Origin of the sequence: Bacteroides sp. An19, assembly GCF_002160215.1 — a bacterium.
GTDB lineage: Bacteria > Bacteroidota > Bacteroidia > Bacteroidales > Bacteroidaceae > Phocaeicola > Phocaeicola intestinalis.
Genome location: NZ_NFKD01000044.1, coordinates 1 through 25,798, shown reverse-complemented (window position 1 = coordinate 25,798; position 25,798 = coordinate 1). Strand labels below are relative to the sequence as shown.

The window sequence follows — 25,798 nt, the reverse complement described above, 5'->3', positions numbered from 1 at the left end:
GTATTTAAGGTTTATTTTTTTGTTGTCAGTTCTTTTATTTTGTCATAGAGCGGCTGGCCGTACAGGCCGGTTGCGAAAATCTTACGGTTGTTTCCTATCAGGATATTGTCGGGAAGGGTGTGGATTTGGTTTTGTTTGACCACAACATTGTCCCAGCCTTTGAAGTCGCAGGTTTCTATCCATTGTTTGGTATCTTCCTTGCATGCATTCAGCCACTTGTCTTTTTCGTAATCCAGTGAAATGTTCAGGACTTTGAATTGTTTTTCAGGGAACTTTTTAACCAAGGTTGCCAGCGAATCGCGTCGGGTTATGCTTTCCGGGTTCCAACTAGCCCAAAAGTTGAGCAGGGTGTAGCTGTCTTTTTCTCCACTCCACGAGATGTATTTCCCTTTTCGGTCTTTGCATGAGAAATAGTTGACGTATCCTTCCGATGTCCGTTTGAGGTCGGACTGGGAAGGCAAAGCCTTCAGTACGATGCTAAGCAAGCGGCTGTCCTTGATGTTTCCTGCCAAAGGGGCGATAAGCTGGTCGATTTTCTCCATATCGGGTCGGGGCACCTGGATGAAGTATCGGTTGATGAGGTAGGCAGAGGCAAACGATGTGGGATGCGTCTGGATAAACTTTTCTACTGTTTGTACAATGGATGTAGAGTCTTTTAGCGGTTGCAGTTCTTTTAATAGAGTTCCGTATGCCCCGTTGTCTCCGCTCCCCTGTATGTCGGGTTGTCCGAATGTGCCTGCCAACTTGACTTCTTGCCCACGGTCTGCAAAAAACGGAATCACTTCTCCTTCTGTGGAAACAAGCCGGAAAATGGTGATGGTGTCTGGAAGGAAAGCATATTCGAACTTGCCTTCTTTCGGGAAAATTGTATCAAGACGTGACACGGGGTCATCGTATATTACGAGGATGGGCTTGTCGGACAAACCTGTCATTTCGGCGTGTAGCACAAAGCGATTGTCCTTCTTGCAGGCAGAAAGGGAAAGCATGATAAGTGCGACGAGTGGAGCAATTGTCTTCATGGCTCTGTGGATATATATTGATTTGCCTGCGAATGTACATAAATTATTTGAAATAAAAAAGCCGGAATGCGTTTTGCACTCCGGCTTTCATTGAAATCTATCAGATAAGATTATTGGATTTCATTGGCATATTTAGCAAATTCGCGGTCGTTTTGTGCGCTTGCTTTCAAGTTGGCATCTTTCTGAGCCACTTTAGCCATGCTTGACTTAACCAGGTCGGCATTGTTGGTGCGTGCACCTACGATAGCCATCAGATAGTCAGTGTAAGCATCCGGATTCTTAACTGCCGACAATGTGCTCTTAGCTTTGTTGTAATCCTTAGCCAGGATTTGAGCCAAGGCAGCAGAGTTGGTCTTGGTGTCGCCGAAAGCTTGTACGGCACGGTCGTACTGACCTTGTTTGATGTAGAGGTTACCCAAAGCTTCGTTAGCGGTATTAGCACCAGTAGACTTGCTCAGGTAAGTTTCTGCATCAGCTACGTTGCCTTTGCACAATGCGCACAGACCGAGGTTGGTGTTGACTTCGGCAGCGTTAGCGTCTTTGCTTGCGGCTTGCTTGAAGTAGTTTTCAGCAGCGTTCAGGTCGCCTGCTGCGTATGACATCATACCCAGGTTGTTGTATGCACGGTAATCGTTCGGATATTTTTCGATAGCTCTCTTGTAGATGGCTTCCTTGCGTGCGTTGTCTTGAGTCAGGGTAGCTGCATACAGCAATTCGTCTACGCTGATAGAGTCTTCTTTCGCGTCGAATGCGGCGTTGATTTCTTCATCGCTACGTCCGATAACATCGTAGTTGGCGGTCAGGCGTGCACGGCGCAATTGCGGAAGGATTTCATCTGCCAAGGTCTTGTAAACTGAAGAGATGTTCTTGATTTCAGTTTCACGTTGTTCCGGGTCTTGGTACATAGACAAGACGCGCAAGATGAGGTCTTTGTCCTGGATGTTTGATTTAGAAACCAGTTCCTGGAAGCCTTCCCAGTCTTGTGCAGTATATTTAGCGTCAACCTGAGTTTCGATTTCGCCTTTCTTCAATTGCTTGTTCAGGTACTTTTCAGTGTTTTCCTGACGGTCTTCAGCCAAACCGGTGTTCAGTTTCACGCCACCATCCGGAGATGCGTAAGCAGAGATTTCGATGTTGTTCAACTTGAAGTTCTTCTTGTCGCCGTTTACAGCAACCACTTTCTTGTTGAAATCCTTGATGCCTTCTGACTTCAGTTCGCTTGCGCGGATGTTAGCCTGTTGGATCAAGAACATGATTTGAGCTTCCTGAGCCTGCTTGATGATGCGTTGGAACGCGTCAGCTGCGTATGCGGCGTTAGCCGACTTAACGGTAGGCAATTCAGAAGTAGCGATAACACCGTCGGCAATCTTTACTGAAGGGATGGTGTATTCTTTCTTTCCTTTCTTGATTTTGAAATCAAGATACAGTTCAGATTTAGCCATTTCCGGAACGTAGTCGAAAGAGGCTTTCATCGTATAAGTACCACCAGCCTTGTAAGATATGGTCTGGTCGTTGCCTTGTACTTTTTCGCCTTGGAACTTGGCGGGTTGGCCTTTGGCTTCGCCACCATCCCATCTCAAGACCGGAGTGACTTCAACGGTCGCATTTTTCTTGAAATACTTTTCAGGGAACTTGCCCGTGATAGTTACAGGCACCTTGCCACCGATAGCTTCCAATACTTCAGGATCAGTTGTGAAATAGCTCGGGTCTAATTCACCCATCTTGCTACATGAAGAGAAAGCAAGAACTAACAATGCCACTAAGGGCAAATACAACTTTTTAATCATGATTTTTACTATTTGGTTTGTTATAAAATATAATCTAGTTGGTTTTTTTACTTCGTTTTTATATTTGGGGCAAAGATAAGAAAAACTCCATTAGCTGTTAACTTTTTGCTCGTTTTTTTTAAACAGATACTAAAAAAAAGATTAAAACGGGGCAAAAGTGCTCACTCGGATTGCTTTTTCTTGTTCCGTGGGTGGTGTTCGATGATTTCTTGCCGCAACATATTGCGGTCGATGTGGGTATAAATCTCGGTGGTGCCGATGCTTTCGTGTCCCAGCATACACTGGATGGCACGCAGGTTGGCACCGCCTTCGAGCAGATGGGTGGCGAACGAGTGGCGGAAAGTATGGGGGCTGATGCTTTTTTTTAGTCCGATTTGGTCTGCCAACTCCTTTATTATATGAAACACCATAATGCGCGAAATGTTCTTGCCTATCCGGCTGATGAAGACAAAATCTTCGTAACCGGGACGGATTTTTGTTTCTTCGCGTTCTACGAAGTAATTCTTCAGCTCGTTGACGGCACGGGGAGAGATGGGTACTAGGCGTTGTTTGTTTCCCTTGCCTTCCACTTTGATAAAGCCTTCGGAAAGGTAGAGGTCGGATAGTCGGAGGTTGCAGAGTTCCGATACGCGAAGTCCGCAGCTGTACAAGGTTTCCAGAATGGCGCGGTTGCGTTGACCCTCGGGGGTGCCTTGGTCGATGGCTCCGATAAGTGCATCTATTTCTTCCACGGTCAGTATGTCGGGAAGGTGTTTGCCTATCTGTGGTGATTCGAGCAGTTCGCTCGGGTCTTGCCGGATATAGTCGTCGAGGGTAAGAAAGCGGTAGAACGAGCGTATTCCTGAAAGGATGCGGGCTTGCGAACGAGGGTGGATGCCGATATCGTGGAGGCCGGCTGAGAAGTTTTCCAGATCCTGCAAGGTGGCTTCTGTGCAGTCGATGCCCTCCAGAGTGAAGTAGGCGAGGAGTTTGTCGAGGTCGGTGAGGTACGCTTGTATGGTGTTTTCCGACAGAGACTTTTCCAATTTCAGGTATTGTCGGTACTTTGTTATAATCTTCTCGTTGGTTTTCATTTCTTTTTCGTATCTTTGTGCCGGATTTTGCAGCAAAGTTATTAAAAAGTTTACTTCGTGAATATGATGAAGATACAAATAATCAATGGTCCCAATATTAATCTGTTGGGGAAACGCGAACCTTCCATTTATGGTTCGACTTCGTTCGAAGACTATTATCAGACACTTAAAGAGCGTTATCCCGATGTGGAACTCGATTATTTCCAGTCGAACGTGGAGGGCGAGCTAATCAACAAGATTCATGAAGTGGGATTTTCTTCCAACGGAATCATCCTGAATGCCGGAGCTTACACTCATACTTCTATCGCTTTGCAGGATGCTATCCGTTCTGTTACCACTCCGGTCATCGAAGTTCATATTTCGAATGTGCATACCCGGGAAGAGTTCCGGCACAAATCGATGATAGCGTGTGCGTGTAAAGGTGTGATTTGTGGCTTCGGCCTGGATTCGTACCGGCTGGCTCTGGAAGCGCTTCTAGGTACTAGTAGACCAGGTACTAGGAACTAGGTTTTAGATACTGGTTGACTGGATGTTAGGTAAAGCATTTTAGAACCTAGTTCCTAGTGCCTGGTCAACTGGTCACCTCAAATATAAACACTAAAAACTTAAAACTATATGATGCTCAAACAAACAAAAATCGTTGCGTCTATTTCAGACTTACGTTGTGATGTCGATTTTATCCGCGACCTGTTTAACGCGGGGATGAATGTGGTGCGTATGAATACTGCCCACGCCAGCCGCGAAGGGTTCGAGACATTAATTAATAATGTGCGCCAAGTATCCAACCGAATCGGTATCCTGATGGATACAAAAGGACCGGAAGTGCGTACAACGGCAAGTGCCGAAGGACACATCGATTTCAAGACCGGCGAACGGGTAACTATCGTCGGCAAACCCGAACAGGAAACGACGCATGAATGCATCGCCGTCAGCTATCCGGGATTTGTAAACGACCTGTCAGTGGGTGTAGATGTACTGATTGATGATGGCGACCTGGAGCTGCGGGTGATAGACAAGAACGAAGATACCTTGTTCTGCGAAGTTTGCAATGATGCTACACTGGGAAACCGCAAGAGCGTGAATGTGCCTGGCGTGCGTATCAATCTGCCTTCGCTCACGGAAAAAGACCGTAATAATATCTTGTATGCCATCGAAAAGGATATCGATTTTATCGCCCACTCTTTTGTGCGCAACAAGCAGGATGTACTTGATATCCGCGAGATACTCGACGCTCATCAGAGTGATATCCAGATTATCGCGAAAATCGAAAATCAGGAGGGTGTGGACAATATCGATGAGATTCTGGAAGTGGCAGACGGGGTGATGGTAGCCCGTGGAGATTTGGGCATCGAAGTGCCGCAGGAGCGCATCCCCGGCATCCAGCGCAAGCTTATCAAAAAATGTATCCTGGCACGCAAACCGGTCATTGTGGCTACCCAGATGCTTCACACGATGATAAACAATCCGCGTCCTACCCGTGCCGAGGTGACCGACATTGCCAATGCCATCTATTACCGCACCGACGCCCTGATGCTGAGTGGCGAAACGGCATACGGCAAATATCCGGTAGAGGCAGTGAAGACCATGGCAAAGATTGCCGCACAGGCGGAAAAAGACAAGATGGAAGAAAACGACATACCTATTCCTTTGACTCCGGACAATACTGATGTGACCAGCTTCCTGGCAAAACAGGCGGTACGTGCCACCACGCTGATGCCTATCCGTGCCATCATTACCGACAGTTTCAGTGGACGTACGGCACGCAATCTGGCTGCTTTCCGTGGTAAATATCCTGTGCTTGCCATCTGCTACAAGGAAAAGACAATGCGTCATCTTGCCTTGTCGTATGGAGTGGAGGCTATCTATATGCCCGAAAAGGCAAACGGACAGGAGTATTATTTCACGGCATTGCGTAAGTTGCTGAGCGACGGTGTGCTGACTCCGAAAGAAATGGTAGCATACCTGAGCGGCGGTAAGAAAGGCACGCACACTTCGTTCCTCGAAATCAACCAGGTGGACGATGTGCTGGAAGATACCGAGAACTATGTGTTGCCGAACCGGAACAGATATTTATAATTAGAGGTGACTAGTTAACTAGGTACCAGGTGACTAGGTTTTAGATACTAAGCCAACCTGGCTATTTAAAACCTAGTCAACTAGTACCTTGTCAACTGGTCAACTGAGATATGAAAGAAACCGACGCATTGGATGCATATATCCTCGGACATATTGATGAGGAGAGCGACTACCTGAAGGCGCTCTATCGGGCTACGCATGTCAAGTTGTTGCGTCCCCGTATGGCTTCGGGACACCTGCAGGGGCGGATGCTGAAGATGTTTGTCACAATGATACGTCCACGGCAGGTGCTTGAAATAGGTACGTACAGCGGCTATTCAGCATTGTGTCTGGCAGAGGGACTGGAAGAAGGGGCGATGCTCCATACCTTTGAAATCAATGACGAGCAGGAAGACTTTACCCGTCCGTGGCTGGAAGGTTCGCCCTATGCCGACCGCATCCGCTTCTATATTGGCGATGCCTTGCAGATAGTGCCAACGATGGACATCACGTTCGACCTTGCTTTTGTTGACGGCAACAAGCGGGTTTACATAGATTACTATGAGATGATACTGCCCCGGCTCCGCAAGGGAGGGTATATCATTGCTGATAATACGCTGTGGGACGGACATGTGCTGGAAGAACCCCGGAGTGCTGATGCACAGACCATCGGCATCAAGCGGTTCAATGACCATGTAGCTTCCGACCGGCGTGTGGAAAAAGTTATCCTTCCCCTGCGGGACGGGTTGACGATAATTCGAAAACTATAGGTAGCAGGTACTAGGCATTAGTTGACAGGTATAAATGATAAACCAATGTATTTAAGACCTAGTCATCTAGTACCTGTTAACTAGCCACCTGAAAACATAAACCAAAGAAATATATGGAAACAACCAGACAAAACAAGATAGCCCGGCTGATTCAGAAAGAGCTGAGCGAGATGTTCCAGCAGCAGACGCGGACAATGCACGGCGTGTTGGTATCGGTAAGTGTGGTGCGTATTAGCCCCGATATGAGTTATGCACGTGCTTACCTTAGTGTGTTCCCTTCGGAACGTGCTGAAGAGATAGTGAAAAATATCAATGACAACGTGAAGTCCATCCGCTACGAATTGGGTACCCGTGTGCGTTATCAGCTTCGCATCATCCCCGAACTGAAGTTCTTTGTGGATGACTCGTTAGATTATGCCGCACACATCGACGAGTTGCTGAAGAAATGAATTTCCCCTTCTATATCGCCCGCCGATACCTGTTTTCGAAGAAGTCGCACAATGCCATCAACGTCATTTCCGCCATCTCTGTGTGTGGAGTGGCGCTTGCTACGTTGGCGTTGGTGTGTACCCTGTCGGTATTCAACGGCTTTCAAGATCTTGTGGCATCGTTTTTTACCGCCTTCGACCCTCAATTGCGCATTACAGCAGTGCGCGGTAAGGTGTTCGATGGGGAAGACCCGCGTATCCTTGCTTTGCGGCAGATGCCCGAGGTAGCGGTATGGTCGCGCTCGCTCGAAGACAATGCCATGGTGCAATACCAGGGCAGGCAGGCAATGGCGGTTATCAAGGGTGTGGAAGACAACTTCGATATTCTCACGCCTATCGACAGTATCCTTTACGGACGCGGTGAGCTGACCTTGCACGATGAGGTGGCTCACTATGCCATCCCCGGCATTCAGCTGCTCGCCACATTGGGCAGCAGCATCCGTTTCCTTGACCCTCTAGAGGTGTACGCTCCCAGGCGCGGTGCGAAAGTGAACCTTGCCAATCCTTCTACGGCATTTGTCACCGGTAGCCTGTTTTCTTCCGGACTGGTTTTTTCGGTCAATCAGGAAAAATACGATGCCTCTTACATCCTGACTTCCATCGACTTTGCCCGTAGTCTCTTCCAATACACTACCGAAGTGAGTGCTGTCAATCTCCGCCTTGCTCCCGGTGCCGATACCGAAGCGGTGAAGCGGCAGATTCAGCAGCAGCTAGGTGGTGACTTCCGTGTGGAAGACCGCTATGAGCAGCAGGCGGATACCTACCGCATCATGCGTGTGGAAAAACTTATCTCTTACCTTTTCCTTACATTCATTCTCGTGATAGCTTGCTTTAACATCATCGGTTCGCTCTCAATGCTCATCATTGATAAGCGTGATGACGTGGCAACCTTGCGTAACCTGGGTGCGAGCGACAAGCAGATAGTCCGTATCTTCCTTTTCGAGGGACGGATGATTTCGTTTATTGGCGCATCGGTGGGCGTGGTGCTGGGACTGATACTCTGCTGGGTGCAACAAGCATTCGGGCTGATAAAATTAGGCAGTTCAGGTAGCTTTGTGGTCGATGCTTATCCCGTCAGTGTGGAAGTGACAGATGTGGCAGTGGTCTTTGTCACCGTCCTCGTGGTAGGTTTCCTATCGGTGTGGTATCCCGTGCGTTATCTTAGCAAGCGGTTGCTGAAGTGACAGCTTTTAGTAAGACTCGGTGTGTCGCCTGTGTCATTCCCAAGGAGTGTGTGGGCAATGCATAGTGCAAAAGATAGACAACGGATTGAAAACGAGTTTAATTCGTTATTTCAATTTTCGGCAAAAGTCGTCAGAATGTAAAGTGCCGCTTACATGTTATCCATAAACTGTTTATCTTAGGGATGTTTTTTTAAGGAAAACAGTTATGACAGACAAAAGTTTATTGAATATCAGCATTTTACTCAATTGCCATGTAAAGGCGTATCGGATATTCAATTTTTCTGATTCCGAACTCACGTGATAAATAGAAAACATTACCTTTGCATTGGTAAAAACATGAACTGATGCAGAGCCTTTATCAATGAATAGAATAAGTTCGTCCAGATGAAAAAACTTCTTTTCATAATCGTATCCATAGCAACGGTCGGGTTGTTCCTTATCGGAATGAAGCCGAAGATAAATCCTTTTGTCTCTGCGTTTGACAAGGACGGTTATGTGACATTCTCTGGGAATGGGATAAATTTTCTTTTTGATACGGGAGCGAATATTACCTTGCTTTATGCTGATACCGTGCCGGAATCTTTTCATCCTTTTATGCAGGCGGACGCGAAAGATATAGCCGGCAATGATTTTTCGGTGAAGAAATATTTTTCGTTTTATACGTGTTTGGGGAATATCGAAGGGAATTTGTGGACAGTCGTCTTATTGCCGCGGCGTTTTCAATGGCAACATATCCATGGGGTTATAGGTACAGACATGATAGACCGTTGTAATTGGTTGCTTGATTTTGAGAAAGGCACAATCTCTAATGTTCAACCATTTGTCCCCGGAATTCCGGATATGGTGTTGCACTATAAGAAAGAACAAGGATTGTATTATGTGGAGGGAATGGAGATAAACGGAGTCAAGTGCTCTCATATATTGATAGATACGGGGTATGACCGGAGTGACTTCTTGTTGCCAAAGCAGGATATAGAACAAATGTCTGACGCTTGCTTTTTGAAAAAAGATACTTGTTATGGCTTTATGGATGCAGGAAGTGTGATAACGGTTTATGAAGTGGCGCAAGGGAAAGTAAATCAAAAGCTATTTAAAAATGTGACGTTGGCGACATTGGCATCTCGAAGAACAATAGGCATTTCGTTTTTCAAGCGTTTCTCACAAGTCGTATTGGATACTCGCCAGCAGGAGATAAAGTGTTATTGTTTGAAAGAGTAACAAGGAAAATAGATAGTAATTGTAGCTGGTTTGAAGTAAATCGTTATCTTTGCGATTGTGATTAAGAAGAAAGAAACATAAAACAGGAAGGAAAGCAATAAAATGAAAGAAAGCATTACAGACCGCTATATCGGCATCGGAACAGGTGTCGGGGTAGTTCTTGGTTTTATATTGAAAATGGTGTTAGACTCTTCAGCCGGACTTGTTATCGGTATTGGTTTGGGCGTGTTTGGCGGATGCATGGCGGTTGTCATCAAGCGACTGAGTCAAAAAAGCAATGCAGATAAGAAGAAATTATCATTCTATTTCTGGTGCGGATGTGTGATAGGAGTCGTGGCAGGCATCGTGGGTATGGCATTTTATTTGATTGAAAATGGATAACGTTTTTCCTATACCTATATTATATAAGGAGAAAGCCGGCAATCCGTATCAGCATGAAGTGATGAATCTGTTGGCTTTCATCAAGGCGTTTCATCCGCTTCCGTTGGTAGATGAGGTGGCTTTTGCACGTTTCGAGAAGTATGCCGAATCTTTATGCGATAAGTTGGACGAGCGGATGGAACGTCCGGCGTTTCAGGTAGAACTGAACCGTTGGCTGGCTTTGCTTCAAGATGCGCATACATTTGTGATGCTTGACGATACATCGCTTTATCCTTTCACGTTACGTTATTATGAGGGGAGTTTTTATTTTCGAAGTCTTCCGGATTCGGTTCCGGATTGTACAGGGAAGGAACTTATAGCTATTAATGCGTGTCCGATTGGTTCATTGATACAAAAATTAAAGGTTTATGTTCCTTCGGAAAATCAGATAAAGGCTTGTATTACGGGAAGCTTTTTTATGAACAATAAAGCGTTTCTGAACGCTTTGGGGATAGATACGGACAGGGGTGTCCGCTTTATGTTTGCGGATGGAAGTGAAGTGTGTTTGCCTTCGTCCTTAAATGAAGGTGCATCAGGCTTGTATCAGGTGAAGCAGGTTCCGCATCCGGTTACGGCAAGGAGAAACGAGCCTTTTCATTATCAGATAATCGGCGATACGTGTTATTTTCAGTTCAATGCGATGATAGACCGGTTTACTTATTGGCAAGGATGCCGTTTGATGCAGGTCTCTCCAGATAAAGCCGTGGAGGATAGTCTTCCGTTGTTTGCGGATTTCCTGGATGAAATGGCACGTGCAATGGCGGTGCATAACGTGAATCGGCTGGTGATAGACATGCGTTATAATGGAGGAGGGAATAGTGTATTGGGCGATGTGTTGCTTGAATTTCTGGGTGTCTCCCTTCGGGATATTTGTCCGTTTCATTCCTACATCCGTGTGTCTGATTTCTTGCAAACGTGTTATCCTACGCTTTTTATCCGTGACAAGTATGAATCAATGAAAGGGGAGTTGGCGGAACAACATCAAGTAATGAATGATTTTACCGGTGATATGCCGAAGCCTTCCAATCGTTTTCATGGAGAAGTGGCGTTTATTCAAGGGCAGAATACCTTCAGCAGTGCCAATTATCTGTTGACGCTCATCAAAGACAATGCGCTTTTCCCGATTATCGGGACTCCTACCTCCCAAAAGCCGACCTGTTTCGGTGATGTGCTTTGCGTAGAACTTCCTTATACCCAAACCCAAGCTTACATCAGCCATTCGTATTTTGTACGGCCCGATGAACGGAATCAGGATACGAGTTTATTGCCCGATTCTTTTGTACGAACTTCATTGAAGGACTGGTTGAACGGGAAAGATGCATGTTGGGATTAAATTTAAATGAATATCCGCATTTCCGCCCAATAAACTGTAGGGGCGTATCGCATACGCCCTAAAAGCATCCACATGGATAAGTTGGCGTATTCGGGCGTATGCAATACGCCCCTACAGGGGCTGTTTGCGGATATTCATCAATTATTTTTATTCATGCTTTTTAGAAGCTGTTTTGAATTTATCGTGCGATGATTTGGGATGAGTTTTTGAGGCATTTTCGCTTCTGTGATGAGGAAGATAGCGGGCTATCTGACGAAGAACAGGAGCGAAAAGGACCAAAAAATCGCCCAAAGCACACACGAAAACGAACACATCAAGCCAAGAAAAACTTTTTGGAGAAATTCAAAACAGCTTCTTATTCTCCGATTTCTTTCAGCAATTCATCTACGGCTGCTTTCAATTGTGTGTCTTCTCCTTTCACAATCGTTTCGGGAGCATTCAGCACATAGATGTCGGGGTCAAGCTGGGTGTTTTCCAGATAGCTTCCGTCGGGGAGGCGATAGCCTACCACCGGAATGCCGAATACGAGGGTCGGGTCTTGCGTGGTTACCCAGTTTACGCTGGTCATGGTTCCGGGAACGGGTGCACCTACCAGCTTGCCCAGTCCGCGATGTTTGTATACCCACGGGGTGCCGTGTGCGTTCGAGTAGTTCGCTTCACATTGCACCATGATGGAAGGTTTGTTCCAACGTCGGCTGGGCATATCGCAGGTCTCGCGTCCGCGGATGACTTGGGTAAAGTATTTCTTTCCGCTGAACAATACTTCGATGTCCTCGTGCAAGCGTCCGCCTCCATTGAAGCGGGTGTCTATCACGATGCCTTCGCATTGGTTGTACTTGCCCAAGATGTCCGAGTAAACCGAACGGAAACTGGAATCATCCATCGATTCGATGTGCACATAGCCCAAACGTCCGTTCGACCAGCGTTTTACGTCCTCCGCACGTTGTTTTACCCAGCGCGTATAGAGCAAGCCATTCATTGCTCCGTTGCTTATGGGTTTCACCACTTCTTCCCAACGTTGGTTGGTTTCCGGGTCGTAGAGCGATACCAAGGTTTTCTTGCCTGCCTGCCCATTTAATAAAGGAGTATAGTCTTTATCGGCTTCGAGAGCCTGGCCGTTGATTTTCTCGATAATCACACCGGCTTTGGCACGGGTGCTCTTGCGGCCGAAAGGTCCTTTCTCGATGATTTCGGCGATGCGCAATCCGTTGCCCGTATACTCCCAGTCGTACAATAGCCCCAGCTGGGCAGTGCTTTCGGTGTCCAGTTCGGGATAGAAGCGTCCGCCGGTATGAGATACGTTCAGTTCGCCCAGCCATTCGCTCAGCATTTCGGCGAAATCATAATTGTTATTGATATGAGGCAGGAACTTGCGGTAGGTCTCCGTCAAGGCATCCCAGTCCACGCCGTGCATGTTCACGTTGTAGAAGCGTGCCTTTTCTTCGCGGTAGATGTTGTCGAAGATGTATTCGCGTTCTTCGTAGGGGTTCATCTTCACTTCGGCACGGTAGGTAATCGGTTCCAGTTTTTCCGATTTCCCGTCCATCTTCTGCATGGTTCCGCCTCCCAGTACGAAGAAATTCCCATCGCGGTCGGTTTCCATGTTTGCCCATCGCGCGTCCATTTTGTGCAGAAGCTTGGTCTCATGCTTGCGCAAGTCCATTTTCCACATGTCGAATCCGCCTTCGAACGCAGATAAATAGTACAGGGTTTCCCCGTCTTTCGAGATAGCGGCTGAGGACAAGCGCGATGAGTTGGGCGTGAGGCGCACGATGCGGTCTTCTATGCCGTCCGGTTCAACCGTGATTAATTTCACGCTATCTGTTTTTGCATCCGCTTTTTTATCCTTTTTCTTGTCTTTCGAAGCGGTTTCACCCGCTTTTTCCTGCTCTTCCTCCAGTTCCTTTTGCAATTCGTAATCCTCTTTGCTCAGGCGGAACTTGTCGTATGCGTCCTGGTTCAGGAAGACCATCATCACATCGTCCAGCGAGCCCCACGAGGCATGATTGCGCATACCATACCGTTCGGTGGTGAAGAGCAGGGCGTTTCCATCCATGGTCCAGCGGGGCATGCCGCTCGTATAACCGCTGTTGGTCAGGTTGATAATCGGGCTTTTCCCGTCGGCGCAAACCAGTCCGATGTCCGAATAAGGCTCGTGCTTGTGGGCGATGAATTCCAGTGCAAACCATTTCCCGTCGGGCGACCACTGATAGTCAAAGCCTCCCGAAAGCGAGTACCACGTAGACCCGTCGGTCACCTGGCGCACCTTCTTGCTCTTCAGGTTCAGCACCATGAGGCGGGTACGCCCTTCGATGAAGGCAATTTCTTTCCCGTCGGGAGAGAACTTCGGATAGCTTCGTTCCACGGTTTTCGAGGGAAGCAGGGCTTCTTCTTCTATCAGCGTGGCATTGGGGAAATTCTTTTCTTCCTCGCGTGAGATTTTTGCGGTGTAAAGTCCGCTTATGCCATCGCGCTCGCTGGCATAGACCAGGGTGCGGTTGTCTGCACCGAACGAAACGCCTTCTTCCGCTTCGGGCGTATGGGTGATTTGTTTGGTGGTGCCGTATTCAACGGATGTCACGAACACTTCACCCCGTACCACAAATGCCACCTGTTTGCCGTCGGGCGATACCGTAGCTTCCGATGCGCCTCGTGTAAAATTATAAGTGACGGGCATTTCCTCTTCATCGCGGATAAGTGAGATATTGACCTTAGTGGGTTTTCCTCCATTGGGTTGGGTATAGATTTCGCCATCGTAGGTGTAGCAGAGTGTACCGTTGTGGCTCATTGAGAGGAAGCGTACAGGGTTTCCCTTGAATGAAGTAACGGGCTGCACATCAGCAGGGCGGTCCAACGGGAAGCGATAGACGTTGAATGAACCTCCATTGCGTTCGCTCAAGAAGTACACGGTTTTTCCATCGGCACTCAATACAGGGTCGCGGTCTTCTCCCGGTCGGGCGGTCAGGTTGGTATGTTTACCGCTGGTGGTGTCATACATCCATACGTCCCGGGTGATGGATGAAGTGTGATGCTTGCGCCATTCGTCTTCGAATCCTTTCCGGTCCTGATAGAGGAAGAAGGTTCCCGCTGGTGCATAGCACACTTTTTCCGCCGGTGTGCCTAATACTTGTTCAGTGCGTCCGCCCGCTACGGACACTTGATATAATTCGGTCATTGCACTGGTGGGAAACATGGCACTTTCTGCCGGGTCTTGCAGGGAGGCAGAAAACAGCACGTGTTTGCCGTCGGGCGTGAAGGCCGAAGGTGTTTCGTTTGCCGAATTGCTGGTCAGCCGGCGTGCTTCGCCTCCGCTGGCGGGCATCACGAAGATGTCGGTGCTTCCAAAGCGATCGCTGGCGAAAGCAATTTGTTGTCCATCGGGCGACCATACGGGGGTTGATTCATACGAAGGTTGTGTGGTGAGTCGTAGTGCTTCTCCTCCCTTGGCATTCACCTTATAAATATCTCCTTTGTAACAGAAAGCGATTTCGCTTCCATCGGGTGAGATGGCAGCATCGCGCATCCAAAGTGGTGTCATCGCTTGGAGCGATACGCATCCTACCCCTAACATAAATCCTAATACTGTTTTTTTCATAAACTCTTATGCATTTATAGGCGGCAAAGATACGGAATATTGAAAAAAGAGATAAAAAAAGTGGGGAATTATTTGGAGGATATTATAAAAAACACTTATCTTTGCACCGCTTTCTAAGGAAAGCACGAAAGTTTGGACTATGGTGTAATGGCAGCACAACAGGTTTTGGTTCTGTTTGTCTAGGTTCGAATCCTGGTAGTCCAACGCAAATCAGGTCATTTTAAGGTATAGCCCCGTAAAAACGTCGTTTTTGCGGGGCTTTCCTTTGTATGCTCGGCATGAGTATTAGCTAGGCTCCGTTATTATGTTCATCCGTTCATGCAGGTACTTGCGCCGGGCGTTGCAGATACTTGCGTCACGGAAGGCAGATATTTGGGAAATTTTCGTACCTTTGCAGGTACGGACAACACATTAATAAAAGAAAGGACAACACAGTGGCTAAAGATAACGACGTGGTATTGACCCCCATGATGAAACAGTATTTCGACCTGAAGGCGAAGCATCCCGACGCGCTGATGCTTTTCCGGTGCGGCGACTTCTATGAGACTTATTCCGAAGATGCCGTGACCGCTTCGCAAATACTGGGAATCACCTTGACCAAGCGTGCCAACGGGCAGGGGAAAACGGTGGAAATGGCAGGATTCCCGCATCATGCCCTCGATACGTATTTGCCCAAGCTGATACGTGCCGGAAGGCGTGTGGCAATCTGCGACCAGCTGGAAGACCCGAAAACCACGAAGAAACTGGTGAAGCGGGGCATTACCGAGCTGGTGACGCCGGGCGTTGCCATCAGCGACAATGTGTTGTCGTATAAGGAGAACAATTTCCTTGCCGCCATCCATTTCGGGAAAACCGCATGCGGCATCGCTTTTCTGGATATCTCTACCGGCGAGTTCCTGACCGCCGAGGGACCTTCTGACTACATCGACAAGCTTCTGAATAATTTCGCTCCCAAGGAAGTGCTTTTCGAGCGGGGTAAGAAACCGATGTTCGAAGGTAATTTCGGGAACAAGTTCTTTACTTTCGAACTGGATGACTGGGTATTTACCGAGGCTTCGGCACGCGAGAAGCTCTTGAAACATTTCGAGACCAAGAACCTGAAAGGCTTCGGCGTAGAACATCTGAAGAACGGTATCATCGCGGCTGGAGCTATCCTGCAATACCTCGACATGACCCAACATTATCAGATAGGGCATATCACTTCGTTGGCACGCATCGAGGAGGAACGCTACGTGCGGCTGGACAAGTTTACGGTGCACAGCCTGGAGCTGATAGGCAGCATGAACGAGGGAGGCACCAGCCTGCTGGATGTGATAGACCATACCATCAGCCCCATGGGTGCCCGCTTGTTGAAACGCTGGGTGGTGTTTCCCCTGAAGGAAGTAAAACCTATCAACACCCGACTGGATGTGGTGGAATATTTCTTTCGGGAGCCTGATTTCAAGGACTTCATTGAAGAGAAGCTGCATCTGATAGGCGACTTGGAACGCATCGTATCGAAAGCCGCGGTAGGACGTATCTCACCCCGTGAGGTGGTGCAGCTGAAAGTGGCACTCCAAGCCATCGAACCCATCAAGAATGCTTGCCTGAACGCGGACAACGAGAGCCTCCGGCGCATCGGGGAGCAGTTGAACCTCTGCGTCTCGATTCGGGATAAAATAGCGAAGGAGATAGTAAACGACCCGCCTCTGCTGGTGAGCAAGGGCGGAGTGATAGCCGATGGAGTGAATGCCGAGCTGGATGAGCTGCGCCGCATTTCCTATTCGGGAAAGGATTACCTGCTTCAAATCCAGCAACGCGAAATCGAGCAGACCGGCATCCCCAGCCTGAAGATTGCCTATAACAATGTGTTTGGCTATTACATCGAAGTGCGGAACGCACACAAGGACAAGGTGCCTGCCGAGTGGATACGCAAGCAGACGCTGGTGAACGCCGAGCGGTATATCACGCAGGAACTGAAGGAATACGAAGAGAAGATATTGGGGGCAGAGGATAAAATCCTGATACTGGAAACCAAGCTTTATAATGACTTGGTGGCAGACCTTGCCGAGTTTATTCCGGCTATCCAGATCAATGCCACGCAAATTGCACGTCTGGATTGCCTGCTCTCCTTTGCCGATGTGGCGCGCGAGAACAAGTATATCCGTCCGGTGATAGCCGACGATGATGTACTCGACATCAAGCAAGGACGCCATCCGGTCATCGAGAAGCAATTGCCCGTGGGCGAGAAATACATTGCCAACGATGTTTATCTGGATACGGAATCGCAACAGATTATCATTATCACCGGTCCCAATATGGCGGGTAAGTCTGCCTTGCTCCGCCAGACGGCGCTTATCACGCTCTTGGCGCAGATAGGCTGCTTCGTGCCTGCCGAAAGTGCGCATATCGGACTGGTGGACAAGATATTCACCCGTGTAGGAGCGAGTGATAACATATCGGTGGGCGAATCAACGTTCATGGTCGAGATGAATGAAGCCGCCAATATCCTGAACAACCTATCTCCCCGAAGCCTGGTGCTGTTTGATGAGTTGGGGCGCGGCACTTCCACGTATGACGGCATTTCCATTGCATGGGCCATCGTAGAGCACATCCACGAAAACAAGAAAGCCCATGCCCGTACGCTTTTTGCCACGCACTATCACGAGTTGAACGATATGGAAGCACTCTTCCCGCGTATCAAGAACTATAATGTAACGGTCAAGGAGGTCAACAATAAGGTGATTTTCCTTCGCAAGCTGGAGCGCGGAGGGAGCGAGCATTCGTTTGGTATTCATGTGGCAAAAATGGCGGGCATGCCCCAAAGCATCGTGAAGCGTGCCGATGAAATCCTGCGCCGCCTGGAGCAAGAGAACCGGCAGGAAGGCATGGCGTCGCGTCCGAAAGTACAGACTCCGGCATCCAAAGACGGTGTTCAGCTCAGCTTCTTCCAGCTTGACGACCCCGTGTTGTGCCAGATACGGGATGAAATCCTGCATCTGGATGTGAACAACTTGACACCGATAGAAGCGTTGAACAAACTGAATGACATTAAACGTATCGTGACAGGGAAGTGAGGGTATTTATTATTTTATAATTTATGCGAATCAGGAGTTAAACGTAGTTATGTTTCACAGGAGTTATAGGAGTTAAAGGTCAATAGTCTTGTTTCTGAAAACGATGCAAAAAGTATTGGCGTCTAACTCCCGGTCCGCCAGGCGGACGATAACTCCCTTTTAACTCCTGATTGGTTTTATTCGATAATTATTTGTAGAGTGCCTTGCTCAATTCTTCCAGTCCGGCTTCTCCCGGCAGTCCGGGGAAAGCTTTCTTCATGTCGTCCATAAAAGCTTGTGCCGTCTGGTTATTGCCGAGCACCTCTTTCATCTTTTTCAGATAGGCGATTTTGAACTTTACCGCATCGCGCTTTGCCGCACCTCCGTGTCCGCCGATGAACAGTTCCGCTCCCGGTGCCAGTGACTTTTTCGCTTCTGCTATTTCCGCATCAATGGCAGCCGGAGAAGAAACCTGCAAATGGCTTACGTGTGCCTTTGCCGGAGTCCAGTGCGTATAATAAGCCTTGCCTCCTATCAGGATGCTTGCGCCCGGAAAATCGGATGTCGCTCCGTGGCGGAACTCGAACGGAATTCCTGCCCAAGTCTGCGTAGTGCCGAATGCCACTTCCGAAGCCTTGCCTGTAGGCATGTCGGTCAGGGCATCGCCGAAAGCCTGCGCGAATCCTTTCATCATGCCGCCATAGATTTCCCCTTTCGTAAATTGGGGCATACCTTCCGCCATCACCACCTCATGATTTCCGGTTCCGCCCACATGATAGTCCGTGATGCGTGTCTCTACCGTTTTGCCCAGTTTGGAAAGATAAGCTCTTATTTGTTTAATGAGTTATTACTTACTAAAAGTGCCTTTATTTCCTTTTGTGCTGCAAAGTTACCAAGAGGAATTTAATCGTACAAGTAGGTACTTGAACATCAGATACTTACGAAAAGGTAACCATTGTTGTGTATAAGTAAGAAGCTGTTTTGAATTTATCGTGCGATGATTTGGGATGAGTTTTTGAGGCATTTTCGCTTCTGTGATGAGGAAGATAGCGGGCTATCTGACGAAGAACAGGAGCGGAAAGGACCAAAAAATCGCCCAAAGCACACACGAAAACGGATACATCAAGACAAGAAAAACTTTCTGGAGAAATTCAAAACAGCTTCTAAGTTATCTGCGAATATTTTTTTGAAAAAAATGAGCGAATGTCTGTGGCTTTACTAAATTGCTTGTAGGGCAGACCTATATTTCTGTTCGTATGCATTCTGTAGATGCTTTTAGGTGAAGATATGGATTTTCCTTTACGGGAAAAGCTTTTTGCATGTGAGTGTAAATCAGTTGTTTAGGACAAAATGGACTATATGACTGACAAAATGAACCTTCTTGTCCGGCATATTTATGATTTGTTTCAAGAAGTTAGCTTATCTTTACGCAGTCAGCAAAAGACCAGCTTACGCGTTATTATATATAGGTGTGGGGCGGTGTTTGCATTATTTTGTGCGTACTGGTAGAGAACTTGTTTCTGTATGGGAAGGTAGTTTGAGCCTGCATGCAATAATGCTTTTAATGGTTGTGATAAATTTTATGTAAATCTATGAGACAGAACAGATTCTTATTTTTACTTCTGTTTGCCGTGGTTGGGGTGTTACCTGTTGCGGCGCAGTGGCGTGTCGGTTTTCAAGCTGGTTATACGCACAATTCGCTGACCACGGAGTCCGGTTACTTTTATGACCGGCGTTATGTGGCTTTGGGTGGTTTCACGGCGGGTTTACCCGTGCAGTATGCTTTCAATGATTGGTTGGCTGTGCAGGCTGAGGTGTCCTATGTACAGAAGAACTATGGGATGCGTCGTTCGGGATTTTTTGAGCCGTTACACGAGGACATGACCAATCATTACCTGTCCGTGCCCGTGTTTGCCCGTTTCTCCTTTGGTGGCAAACGGTTGCGCGGTTTCCTCGATGCAGGTTTTTATGCAGGCGGCTGGCTCTCCAGCCGGCGCGAGGGGACGACATTTGCTATGTTTTCTGAGCCTGAAGGTGTAGAAAATCCTTCTGACGTGAGTGACAATACTATTTTGTATACCTATGATGAGAAATATGCATTCGACTCCCGGCGTGACAACCGTTTTGAGGGAGGTGCCTTGGTGGGAGTCGGTCTGGAGTATCGCTTCACTCCCGTATGGGCAGTCGTAGCCGAATGCCGTTACCACCATAGCTTGAGCGATATGCAGAAAGACTATATGAAGGATCGCGTGCCGCGATACCTGAACACTTTTCTTTTCCAAGTAGGCGTACTGTTTACCTTGGGTGATTAATGAACCGATTATGATAAAAAGATGAATAAAATGAAAGCAAGGATACGTTTGATGGCCGGAGTGTTGATGGCCGTGTGTGTATTGGCCGCCTGTCGTGACGAAATGCCCGATATGCAGAATCCGCGGACTGATATAAATATTTATAATTGGTCGCAGTTGTTCGATGCCTATTGGTCGGGCATGAACTATAACTACGTGTTTTGGGACATCGACCCGACGGACTGGGATGCCGTGTATGACGAATACAAGCCCCAATTTGATGCGTTGGCGGACAAAGGTTTCAGCGATAAGGCAACGAATGAGGAAGCCTTCGGAATGTTGGAAGAGTTGTCTTCCGGATTGATTGACGGGCATTTCGGATTGACACTAACTCTTCCTTCGGATACAGTCCTTTATCGTCCGGCAGAGGGACGGAAAGAGCAGCGCCCTAATTATCATCCTTTTGATGAACAGACGCTGGAGGATTATGCAAATATGTTGTTAGGCTTGCACGATGCAGGCAGATTTTCTGACGCACGCTTGGTGTTGGCTCCAGAATCAGGCAATGCGCTTTATGCCAGTGGCATCTTGGACGAGGATATCGTCTATTTCCGTTTGTCGTCGTTCATGTTGACCGAACATGTCGGAACAGGTGATATCGTTGATCAGATAGTCGCGAACTATCACGACCTGTTGGACAACTATCCGACGGTCGAGGGGGTCATCATCGATGTACGCCACAATGGCGGAGGTAATCTGTCGGATTTGCCGATAGTGTTGGGTAAGTTCGTGGATGAGGAGAAAATGTTGTTTTATACTCGTCAGAAAAATGGTCCCGGACGGTTGGATTACACGCCGTGGACTCCGGAAGTGTTGAAACCAACGGAGCGGAGCCGTGATTTGGATGTGCCTATAGTAGTGATGGCAGACATGAATTCTATCAGCATGGCCGAGATGACCACCCTAGCCGTGCTGGGCTTGCCTAAGGGTTGCTTCATTGGCGAACGGACCCATGGGGGAACAGGTACCATTGCGGCTGACAACATCGCATTTGATCAGTTTTATGGTGGCTATTTCAATATAAACGACATCCTAGAGGTATATACCACCATGACCATGATGAAGGACCTTGACGGTGTCAACCACGAGGGTGTCGGCATATCTCCCACCATTGAAGCGCCTTTCGATGGGGTTAATTTGCTTCAAGGCATTGACACCCAGTTGGAACGTGCCGTGGAGTATATCCATACGGGAAAATGATTATTGAGGGTGTATCAAAATATCATTTCTATTTTGATACACCCTCAAGCATTACATTTATTATTTGTAGAGTGCCTTACTCAATTCTTCCAGTCCGGCTTCTCCCGGCAGCCCGGGGAAAGCTTTCTTCATGTCGTCCGTAAAGGCTTGTGCCGTCTGGTTATTGCCGAGCACCTCTTTCATCTTTTTCAGATAGTCGATTTTGAACTCTACCGCATCGCGCTTTGCCGCACCTCCGTGTCCGCCGATGAACAGTTCCGCTCCCGATGCCAGTGACTTTTCCGCTTCTGCTATTTCCGCATCAATGGCAGCCGGAGAAGAAACCTGCAAATGGCTTACGTGTGCCTTTGCCGGAGTCCAGTGCGTATAATAAGCTTTGCCTCCTATCAGGATGCTTGCGCCCGGAAAATCGGATGTCGCTCCGTGACGGAACTCGAACGGAATTCCTGCCCAAGTCTGCGTAGTGTCGAATGCCACTTCCGAAGCCTTGCCTGTAGGCATGTCGGTCAGGGCATCGCTGAAAGCCTGTGCGAATCCCTTCATCATGCCGCCATAGATTTCACCTTTCGTAAATTGGGGCATTTTGGCAGATTGCGGGCACTCACTATGTGTTTTCAACGAGCTTGTTTCTTGTATACAGTTAGTTCCATTCTATATTCCACGGCGTGGAATGTATATTCCAGCCCATGGAACGTACATTCCAGCCCGTGGAACGTATATTCCGGCTGGTGGAATATAGAATATAGCTAAGTGCATGAAGGTTTTCAGTTATCGGTTCAATGAAATTATCTTGTCTTTTATAATAAATAATGTGGAGGATAAGGGCTGATTGCACCCATCCGATAAAAGCTTGCTACATAAAAGGAGTTTGATTACTTTTGTAGAGTGAATTGAAAAGCAGTATAATATGGATAGGACAATGATAGAAGATATGATGTTTCCGGATTGCCCGATACGGAACATCTTGGCAAGGCTCTGTGACAAATGGTCGCTTCTGGTTATATATACGCTGAACAAGGCGGGTAAGGAAGTCATGCGCTTCAAGGAGTTGCAGCGCGAAATCCCGGACATATCGCAGAAGATGCTGACCGTAACCTTGCGGACATTGGAGGAGGACGGCTATATTACCCGTACCGTCTATCCGGAAGTGCCTCCGAGGGTGGAGTATGCCCTGACACCGCGTACCCATTCGTTGCTTCCGCACATCAATGCGCTGATAAGTTGGGCGTTGGAGAACAAGGATGCCATTATCGAAGACAGGAAAAGAGTAAAGAAGTAAAACGCTTACATGTCCGTTTCCGGCATTCGGCCTTGTTCGGTATGCAGGGGCATACAACTTCTTCAATATTGTAATCTTATTGCAACGGACTTGTAAACGGAAAGTTATCCGATTGTCGTATACCTGTAAAAGGGAAGCTCTTTCTTTGCACTCGGTAAAAGTTTAGTAAAATAAGGTAATGAAAAGAGTTAGAAAATGGATGACTTCGGCTGTTCTCTTATCGATGTTTGCAGCCAATGTTTTTGCGGTTGAGGTAAATGTGAATGTAAAAGGTTGTATCAAGGACCAGAAATCGAAAGAACCTCTTATCGGGGCTACTATCCGGATTGTGGGAAGCAATATCGGAGCTGTAACGGATATAGACGGAAACTTCCAGCTGAAAGGGGTGGAAGACGGTATCTATGACATTGAAATTAAATATGTTGGTTATAAAACAACGGTCAAACGTCAGGTAAAGGTAGAGGATAACAAAGTGACCACACTCGATTTCGAGTTGGAACCCGATACACAAATGTTGTCGGATGTGGTGGTTGTGGCTAAGGCGAACCGTGAGTCGGAGAACGTTACTTTATTGGAGCAAAAGAAATCGGTGGTGGCAATTCAGTCGGTTGGTGCCCAGGAGTTATCCCGCAAGGGTGTGGGAGATGCCGAAGGGGCAGTTACCAAGATATCGGGCATTTCGAAACAAGACGGTGTAAAGAACGTATTTGTACGTGGATTGGGAGACCGGTATAATCTGACCACATTGAACCGTTATCCGATTCCTTCGGAAGATCCGGAGTACAAGAACATTGCGCTCGACTTCTTTTCTACCGATATTATCCAGTCGGTAGATGTCAACAAAGCTTTTTATGGCAACACGTATGCCGATGTGGCAGGTGCCAACATCAATATTTCTTCGAAAGAACTGGTAGGTTATGGTGAAATCAATGCCAGCGTGTCGGGCGGATTCAATACGCAATCGCTTTCGTCCGACTTCTTGAAAATGGACGGAGTGAATGCCTTTGGTTTCGCCAATAGCAAGCAGCCGGGCGATGACCTTTCTGTATATAATTTCCAGAACCGTTTGGATCCTTCGAAGAAGAACGGGCTGGTAAACCAGAGTTATAGCATTTCGGGCGGAAAGAAATTTGATATCAACGACAATCCGCTTTCGTTTTATCTTATTGCCAATCATAACCGGGACTATTCTTATTATGAGGAAGAAGTGCGCAATTCGATTACGACAGGCGAACTTTCGCAGGATATGCTCGGAAAGAAGTCGAATGTGGAAACTTCGCAAGTCGTGATGGCGAACCTGAACTACTTGCATAATAACAAGCATGAATTGACCTACAATTTCATCATGTTGCACGCTTCGCGCGAGTCGGTGGGCGATTACTTGGGTATGGATGCCGATTACCAGTCTTCGGACACCTACGAAGGTTTCATGCGCCGCCAGCAGACCAATGATAACTTGCTTTTCGTCAATCAGCTGGATACCAAATGGGCGTTGGCGGATAAGCTCGACTTTAATGTAGGTGCCGCTTATAACATTATCAAAGGACTGGAACCAGACCGGCGCATCAATAATCTGGTAAAGACCGACCGGGGTTATGTGCCGATGAAAGGTACAGGTATCCAGCAACGTTATTTCTCGGAACTGAATGAAGACGACCTGAATATCCGTGCAGGTTTTACTTATAAACTTCCCGATAACTTTTCACAGGAATCCAACATCCAGTTGGGCTATGCCGGACGCATTGTGGACGATAATTTTACAGCTACCGAGTATGATATGTCGGTAGTGCGTCAAGAGGTGTTTGATATCGACAATGTACAGTTTGATAATTATTATACGCAAGAGAATCTGGATAATAACTACTTTGTCCTCGACAAGAACGTAGACGAGTACACCGTGGATAAGAAAATCCATTCGGCATACGCAGAGGCTACCTACCAGTTTACCGAAGGGTTCATTGCCAACGTGGGTGTGAAGTATGATAAAGTGAATATGGATGTAGATTATAATGTGAACCGTGGCGGAACGCAGGGAAGCCAGTCCATCAACAAAGACTATGTGCTGCCCAGCATCAACTTGCGTTATAATTTCAATGACAAGCATTCGCTCCGGTTTGCAGCCAGCAAGACTTATACCTTGCCTCAGGCAAAGGAAATATCTCCGTTCCGTTATGTAAACGTTACATTCAATAGTCAAGGTAATCCTGATTTGCAGCCTTCGGATAACTACAACGTAGATTTGAAGTGGGACTGGTATCTTTCGCCCAGTGAACTGATTTCAGTAACCGGTTTCTATAAATACATCAAGAACCCGATTTCACGTATTGAGATTGCCAGTGCCGGCGGATTCCTTTCGTATGAAAACATTGCCGACCATGCTACGGTAGCCGGTGCGGAAATAGAGATACGGAAAGACTTGTTTTCTCATCCGATGCAAGACGGAGGTCTGCATAAGCTGAGTCTCGGTGTGAACGGCGCTTATACTTATACGTGTGCGAAAGTGCCTTTGGCTACCGACCCGACCGGTTCCCAGTTGGAAGGAGCGGCTCCCTGGCTTGTCAATGCCGACCTGACTTACTTGGTGCGTAAAGGAAGCAACTCGTTTACCAATGCATTGGTGTTCAATTATTTCAGCGACCGTCTGTACACCATCGGCACACAGGGATACCAGGACATTGTAGAAAACGGGATTCCGACGCTTGACTTTGTATCTTCGGCTAAGATTGGCGAGCACTTTACGGTTAGCCTGAAAGCGCAAAACTTGTTGAACTCCGTTCACCAGCTGACACGTAAAGGAAATGCAACGAATGAAGAGGTGGTGTTAAGCAAGTACCGCAGAGGAATCGATTTCAGCCTCGGAGTGGCATGCACGTTCTAAGAAGCTGTTTTGAATTTCTCCAAAAAGTTTTTCTTGGCTTGATGTATCCGTTTTCGTGTGTGCTTTGGGCGATTTTTTGGTCCTTTTCGCTCCTGTTCTTCGTCAGATAGCCC

21 protein-coding genes and 1 tRNA gene are annotated in these 25,798 nt (G+C 47.5%); 16 read left to right on the top strand and 6 right to left on the bottom strand.

Annotated elements, in window-relative coordinates; translation table 11 throughout:
* Window positions 1-11: 11 nt before the first annotated feature.
* The 3 genes from B5F25_RS14645 to xerD form a co-directional block, all read right to left on the bottom strand.
* Window positions 12-1,019: a thioredoxin-like domain-containing protein gene (locus tag B5F25_RS14645; protein WP_087250402.1), complete on the bottom strand. Its 1,008-nt coding sequence runs from the start codon at window positions 1,017-1,019 to the stop codon at window positions 12-14.
* A gap of 110 nt (window positions 1,020-1,129) precedes the next feature.
* The gene (locus B5F25_RS14640) at window positions 1,130-2,806 is read right to left on the bottom strand and encodes a tetratricopeptide repeat protein (RefSeq protein ID WP_087250400.1); all 1,677 of its coding nucleotides are present in this window, start codon (window positions 2,804-2,806) and stop codon (window positions 1,130-1,132) included.
* Window positions 2,807-2,967: 161 nt separating this feature from the next.
* Entirely contained in the window at window positions 2,968-3,879 is a 912-nt protein-coding gene (gene xerD, locus B5F25_RS14635; protein WP_087210909.1) for a site-specific tyrosine recombinase XerD, read from the bottom strand.
* Between the two features lie 66 nt (window positions 3,880-3,945).
* On the opposite strand from xerD, the gene aroQ reads away from it, so the two are divergent.
* The 9 genes from aroQ to B5F25_RS21275 all read left to right on the top strand — a co-directional run bounded on the left by aroQ (window position 3,946) and on the right by B5F25_RS21275 (window position 11,796).
* The gene (gene aroQ, locus B5F25_RS14630) at window positions 3,946-4,386 is read left to right on the top strand and encodes a type II 3-dehydroquinate dehydratase (protein WP_087250416.1); all 441 of its coding nucleotides are present in this window, start codon (window positions 3,946-3,948) and stop codon (window positions 4,384-4,386) included.
* Between the two features lie 108 nt (window positions 4,387-4,494).
* Window positions 4,495-5,955 carry a pyruvate kinase gene (pyk, locus tag B5F25_RS14625; RefSeq protein ID WP_087250398.1) on the top strand — a complete coding sequence of 487 codons (1,461 nt, stop codon included), beginning with the start codon at window positions 4,495-4,497 and terminating at the stop codon, window positions 5,953-5,955.
* A 110-nt stretch (window positions 5,956-6,065) separates the two neighbouring features.
* Window positions 6,066-6,704 carry a class I SAM-dependent methyltransferase gene (locus B5F25_RS14620; protein WP_087210905.1) on the top strand — a complete coding sequence of 213 codons (639 nt, stop codon included), beginning with the start codon at window positions 6,066-6,068 and terminating at the stop codon, window positions 6,702-6,704.
* Between the two features lie 113 nt (window positions 6,705-6,817).
* Window positions 6,818-7,153, top strand: a complete 336-nt coding sequence (gene rbfA, locus B5F25_RS14615; RefSeq protein ID WP_022038646.1) for a 30S ribosome-binding factor RbfA — start codon at window positions 6,818-6,820, stop codon at window positions 7,151-7,153.
* Window positions 7,150-8,376, top strand: coding sequence for an FtsX-like permease family protein (locus B5F25_RS14610; protein WP_022038647.1), 1,227 nt, complete (start codon window positions 7,150-7,152; stop codon window positions 8,374-8,376). Before rbfA ends, B5F25_RS14610 begins: the two co-directional genes overlap by 4 nt.
* A 384-nt stretch (window positions 8,377-8,760) precedes the next feature.
* Window positions 8,761-9,594 carry a hypothetical protein gene (locus B5F25_RS14605; protein ID WP_087250396.1) on the top strand — a complete coding sequence of 278 codons (834 nt, stop codon included), beginning with the start codon at window positions 8,761-8,763 and terminating at the stop codon, window positions 9,592-9,594.
* A 102-nt stretch (window positions 9,595-9,696) separates the two neighbouring features.
* Window positions 9,697-9,975, top strand: coding sequence for a hypothetical protein (locus tag B5F25_RS14600; RefSeq protein ID WP_087250393.1), 279 nt, complete (start codon window positions 9,697-9,699; stop codon window positions 9,973-9,975).
* Window positions 9,968-11,347, top strand: coding sequence for a S41 family peptidase (locus tag B5F25_RS14595; protein WP_087250391.1), 1,380 nt, complete (start codon window positions 9,968-9,970; stop codon window positions 11,345-11,347). The genes B5F25_RS14600 and B5F25_RS14595 overlap by 8 nt, the downstream gene beginning before the upstream one ends.
* 188 nt (window positions 11,348-11,535) lie before the next feature.
* Complete coding sequence (locus tag B5F25_RS21275; protein WP_140406954.1) at window positions 11,536-11,796, top strand: hypothetical protein; 261 nt, start codon at window positions 11,536-11,538, stop codon at window positions 11,794-11,796.
* Here B5F25_RS21275 and B5F25_RS14585 read toward each other — a convergent pair.
* On the bottom strand, window positions 11,703-14,942 hold the full coding sequence (locus tag B5F25_RS14585; RefSeq protein ID WP_087250388.1) for a S41 family peptidase: 3,240 nt from the start codon (window positions 14,940-14,942) through the stop codon (window positions 11,703-11,705). The genes B5F25_RS21275 and B5F25_RS14585 overlap by 94 nt on opposite strands.
* Before the next feature lie 133 nt (window positions 14,943-15,075).
* On the opposite strand from B5F25_RS14585, the gene B5F25_RS14580 reads away from it, so the two are divergent.
* Both B5F25_RS14580 and mutS read left to right on the top strand, forming a co-directional pair.
* Window positions 15,076-15,146: transfer RNA gene (locus B5F25_RS14580), tRNA-Gln, on the top strand.
* Between the two features lie 263 nt (window positions 15,147-15,409).
* Complete coding sequence (gene mutS / locus B5F25_RS14575) at window positions 15,410-17,998, top strand: DNA mismatch repair protein MutS (protein ID WP_087250386.1); 2,589 nt, start codon at window positions 15,410-15,412, stop codon at window positions 17,996-17,998.
* A 187-nt stretch (window positions 17,999-18,185) separates the two neighbouring features.
* On the opposite strand, the gene B5F25_RS14570 is transcribed toward mutS, so the two are convergent.
* Window positions 18,186-18,749: a hypothetical protein gene (locus B5F25_RS14570; protein WP_343206234.1), complete on the bottom strand. Its 564-nt coding sequence runs from the start codon at window positions 18,747-18,749 to the stop codon at window positions 18,186-18,188.
* A gap of 225 nt (window positions 18,750-18,974) precedes the next feature.
* Here B5F25_RS14570 and B5F25_RS21870 point away from each other — a divergent pair, with 225 nt between their 5' ends.
* From B5F25_RS21870 to B5F25_RS14560, 3 genes are all read left to right on the top strand, one after another.
* Window positions 18,975-19,199: a hypothetical protein gene (locus tag B5F25_RS21870; RefSeq protein ID WP_162614425.1), complete on the top strand. Its 225-nt coding sequence runs from the start codon at window positions 18,975-18,977 to the stop codon at window positions 19,197-19,199.
* Between the two features lie 370 nt (window positions 19,200-19,569).
* Window positions 19,570-20,289 (top strand): porin family protein, encoded by a 720-nt coding sequence (locus tag B5F25_RS14565; RefSeq protein ID WP_225226284.1) that lies wholly within the window; start codon window positions 19,570-19,572, stop codon window positions 20,287-20,289.
* A 30-nt stretch (window positions 20,290-20,319) separates the two neighbouring features.
* Window positions 20,320-21,528 (top strand): S41 family peptidase, encoded by a 1,209-nt coding sequence (locus tag B5F25_RS14560; RefSeq protein ID WP_022040786.1) that lies wholly within the window; start codon window positions 20,320-20,322, stop codon window positions 21,526-21,528.
* A 60-nt stretch (window positions 21,529-21,588) separates the two neighbouring features.
* On the opposite strand, the gene B5F25_RS14555 is transcribed toward B5F25_RS14560, so the two are convergent.
* The gene (locus B5F25_RS14555; RefSeq protein WP_343206233.1) at window positions 21,589-22,146 is read right to left on the bottom strand and encodes a hypothetical protein; all 558 of its coding nucleotides are present in this window, start codon (window positions 22,144-22,146) and stop codon (window positions 21,589-21,591) included.
* 289 nt (window positions 22,147-22,435) lie between these two features.
* On the opposite strand from B5F25_RS14555, the gene B5F25_RS14550 reads away from it, so the two are divergent.
* Both B5F25_RS14550 and B5F25_RS14545 read left to right on the top strand, forming a co-directional pair.
* Window positions 22,436-22,807, top strand: coding sequence for a helix-turn-helix domain-containing protein (locus B5F25_RS14550; RefSeq protein WP_087213101.1), 372 nt, complete (start codon window positions 22,436-22,438; stop codon window positions 22,805-22,807).
* A gap of 178 nt (window positions 22,808-22,985) precedes the next feature.
* Complete coding sequence (locus B5F25_RS14545) at window positions 22,986-25,685, top strand: TonB-dependent receptor (protein ID WP_087250383.1); 2,700 nt, start codon at window positions 22,986-22,988, stop codon at window positions 25,683-25,685.
* Window positions 25,686-25,798 lie beyond the last annotated feature (113 nt).